The following is a 3,906-nucleotide window of genomic DNA, read 5'->3' on the forward strand; positions in this document are numbered from 1 at the left end:
GAATAAAATCGGGGGATACGCTTTGGGTTTCATTGCCTGCCTTGTTTTTTATGCTGTTAAATGCATCTATTTTTTTTATGTCGTTGTAAAAAAAGTAAAAGTTTTATAAGTTCCTGCCTTAACAAAGCTATTTTGAACTTAGTCGAGTATCTTTAGAGGCGAACAGCAAGCCAATTTAACGAAAGAGATAGGAAGAATAAGTTCGAAAGAGCGAAGATAAAGCGAGAAGTTATTTTGTTCTCGTTCCTTATTGCTGTTGGTGATAATGATGGCATGCCCGCATCTCCTCGATTATCGCTTATCCAATCAATATCCTAGTGGCCGGGGCACTAAGTAGTGGGGCAAAAATGAACACTTATTTTCTTGTCGCCCCTAAGGAAAATAAAAAAGCAGAAACACTACGACACCATTGACCAAACTGGCGTAAAACCTACTGTCTTGCCATAAATTGTCACTGGGTTTTAACGCGCGGATGCCCCACAGCCAAACACCAACGGTGGCCAAAGCTGCCAAAACTGCCGCAATTTGGTGGAATAGGAATCCATTGTACACGACCAGGAAAAAGAACAACTGAACCGCAAAAAAAATCAAAACGAATTTCCAGGGTGGGGCTGGAGCCAAAATTTGTGGATCAACCGCCTTTTGATCAGGAAAAATTTTGCTCAGGCTGATGTGTACAACCGTTGCAAATACAGCGGTGAGAAAAACCCGATGCATAAAGTTGAGTTTTAACCCCCACCAGGCTTGAATTTCAGTATTTAGCCCCCAATGGGTGTTGTAATAGGCTTCTATGCTGAAGGCAAAAATGGGCGCAACGATGAGTGCCGCAATGGCGCCACGAGTAGAAGCCCCTTTCCACCAGATCCCCAATAAGAACGCCACAACAATACCTTGGGTGAAATAGCCGCCCCAGGCCGAAACCTTTAGGAAAAAATTGCTTTTAGGGTCAGGGCTGGCAAAAATTTGGATGGCCAGCAAGGCGGTGATGACCACCAAAAAAACGATTGTCAGGCGTGCTACGCGAATGATTTGTTTTTCACTGGCTTGAGGGTTGAGGTATTTTTGGTACAAATCAACGGTGGTAAGGGTAGTCGCACCATTGAGCATCGAGTCGATGGAACTGAAGGTGGCAATGGTCAAACCTGCCAGAATGAATCCAATCAAGCCTTTTCCTACGGGTACAACCATCCGAATGAGTTCCAGAAAGGCAGTATCATTGGCAATTTCCAGTTCAGGTGCCCTCATCTTCATGAGATAAGCAGCAGCAATACCGGTGGTGATGGAGAAAAAAGGAATACATAGTTTGAGTACGGCGGCGGCAAGAATCCCTTTTTTGGCCTCTTCATCCGAAACGGCTGCCAGCGTGCGTTGCACCAGGTATTGGTTGTTGCAATAGTAAAAAAAATGCAAAATCAACAATCCGGTGAATACCCCTGTCCAGGGCAAACTGGGGTGATTACTGGGTAGATAAAGATGCATTTTTTGCAGTTCGGGCGCTTGCTGGGCATCAAGGCGCAACATCCCCGCAAAACCACCGATTTCAGGTTGAGCAAAAGTCAGCACAGCAACCGTAATTCCTGCCATCAGCATCATTACTGATTGCAGGTTATCGGTTGCAACAATGGAATTCAATCCACCAAAAATGGTATAGCTACAGGTCACCAGACACATCAATACAATGCCCTGTAGGTAATTGATTTCCAATTGAGTGCCCTCCAGCATAAAAACCAGGGTCTGGCTGCCAATGTAAAACCCTCCCACCAATTGAACCGTGATGAGGGTAATCATTAAGAGGGTGTACAAACCCCGGGCGGTTGGGTTGTAGCGGTACTCCAAATACTGCGATAAGGTATAGACATTCAGCTTGCGAAACATGGGAACAAACACATAGCACAGCAACAACACGCCACCGAATGCCAGAATTTCGTAATGCGCTTGCGCAAAACCAACCGAAAATCCAATCCCCATCATTCCGATCAGGTGAAAAGAGTTGATGTTGGTACCAAAAATGGATCCGGCTACCTGCCACCAGCGCAGACTTTTTCCCGCCAGGAAATAATCAGCGCTGTCTTCTTTTTTGCTAAACAGGATACCGGTCAGCGGCATCAGGGCAACGAGGCCAATGAGAATGATGAGGTCTAGGGTGGATAGGGTGTTGAGCATGATTTTGGTTTTGCGTGTAAGTTCCCATGAAGATTTCCTCGTAAGTTCTCGTAAGTTCCCACGAATGAATTCGTGGGGTGGGGCGGTGTGGCTCCCACGACTGAAGTCGTGGGTTGCTACTGTCCGGCGAGGATAGTAGCGGTGGTCAAAGGGGTTATGGGTGGCTCTTTTGGTGTGCGGCCATAATGCTCGGAGAGTTTGAGGTTGGGGAGATGCGGCAAGACCAACTCACCAAACTTTTTGCACTCCTCAATCAGTGGATAACCTGACAAGATAAACGCCCGAAAACCCATGTCCAAGTAGCGGTTGATCTTGGCGATGATTTGCTCGGGAGTGCCTACCAAAGCAGCTCCACAACCCGAGCGAGCCCGGTTGATGCCTGTCCAGAGGTAGGGTTCAGCATATCCTTCATCATCGGCTTTGGCGCGCAAGGCTTCCTGCATGACCACTCCGTAAGATTTTACATCCTGGGTGCGGTCTTTGAGTTTTTGGCCTTCGGCATCATCCAGTTTCGACATCAGTTGGTGGGTGTAGGCGCGGGCTTCTTCCTCGGTTTCGCGCACGATGACGTGGATGCGCAATCCAAAATCGATGCTGCGGCCATAATTTGCAGCACGCTTTTGCATATCATCAAGGTGAAAGGCGAGATTGGCTTCGGTATCCGGCCAGATCAGGTACACATCGCAGTGCTCGGCGCAAACTTCTTTGGCCCCATCCGACAAACCGCCAAAATAGAGCAGTGGCCCACCATTTTGCTGATAAGATTTGGATGGTGCAGAAATCACCTCAAAGTCATACACTTTACCATGTACCTGGACGCGATCCTGTGTCCAGGACTGGCGCAGCACTTGAATCGTTTCAGCGCAGCGGTCGTAGCGCAATTGTGGATCTTCTTTGGTGCCGGGTAATTCAGAATTGATGATGTTGACGGTCATCCTTCCTTCCAATAAATGATCTAAAGTAGCCAGAGACCTCGCCAGCATGGGCGGATGCAGTTCGCCTGTTCGAATGGCAACCAGTAAATTAATCCGTTTTGCATGTTGAGAAACAGCGGAAGCAAAAGCGATTGGATCCTGACCAACTACATAGGAGGTAGGCAAAAGGATATTGCTGAAACCCATTGTTTCGGCGGTCAATAAAATGTCTTTACAATGTTGAAAATTACTGCGGCGTTCCTGATCAACTACCCCCAGGTACGCGGTATCTCCACCACAAAGGTCGCAAAACCAGGAAAATTCGGCTACGCGGTCACTTGTCCTAATCATTTTTTTAGGTTCAGAGCTTGGTGGGTTCGGAGATTCGGGTTCCCAAATCTGGAACTTACGAACCTCCGAACCTTCTAACTAGCTATTAATTAAACCGCAAAGTTAAATAATACATTCCGCCAATTTGTGCCAAACCATAACCCTGGGCGTAATATTCATTCAGGAGGTTGGTAGCGCCTAGCTTCAGGGTAGTTTTGTTGATGGATTCTTCAAACCGGTTGCTCGTTACTGTTATTTCGGAAAGCAATACCATCCGGGTGCCTGCCACAATTGAGGTTAATTGTGGAAAAATCTATGTTTTTGGAGGACTTATTTCCAGAATTGGCAGCTGCTTTTGACGTGTCCACTCGGGCGATGAAAAGATGGATCGCGGAAATCAGGATATATGAGGGCTGGGATATTGAATACTATCGGATGGCGAATAGGTATGTGTTGAAGGGAATAGAGAAAGATGAAAAAATTCATTTTTTTTTGCTTA

The 3,906-nt window shown here is 46.7% G+C and carries 3 protein-coding genes; all 3 read right to left on the bottom strand.

Annotated features, from left to right (window positions below):
- Positions 1-372: 372 nt before the first annotated feature.
- On the bottom strand, positions 373-2,163 hold the full coding sequence (locus ABW391_RS28860; RefSeq protein ID WP_353485373.1) for an SLC5 family protein: 1,791 nt from the start codon (positions 2,161-2,163) through the stop codon (positions 373-375).
- A gap of 116 nt (positions 2,164-2,279) precedes the next feature.
- Entirely contained in the window at positions 2,280-3,428 is a 1,149-nt protein-coding gene (locus ABW391_RS28865; protein WP_353485374.1) for an LLM class flavin-dependent oxidoreductase, read from the bottom strand.
- Between the two features lie 85 nt (positions 3,429-3,513).
- Positions 3,514-3,696, bottom strand: a complete 183-nt coding sequence (locus ABW391_RS28870; protein WP_353485375.1) for a hypothetical protein — start codon at positions 3,694-3,696, stop codon at positions 3,514-3,516.
- Between the last annotated feature and the right edge of the window lie 210 nt (positions 3,697-3,906).

It is taken from the genome of Haliscomenobacter sp., assembly GCF_040403615.1.
Taxonomy (GTDB): domain Bacteria; phylum Bacteroidota; class Bacteroidia; order Chitinophagales; family Saprospiraceae; genus Haliscomenobacter.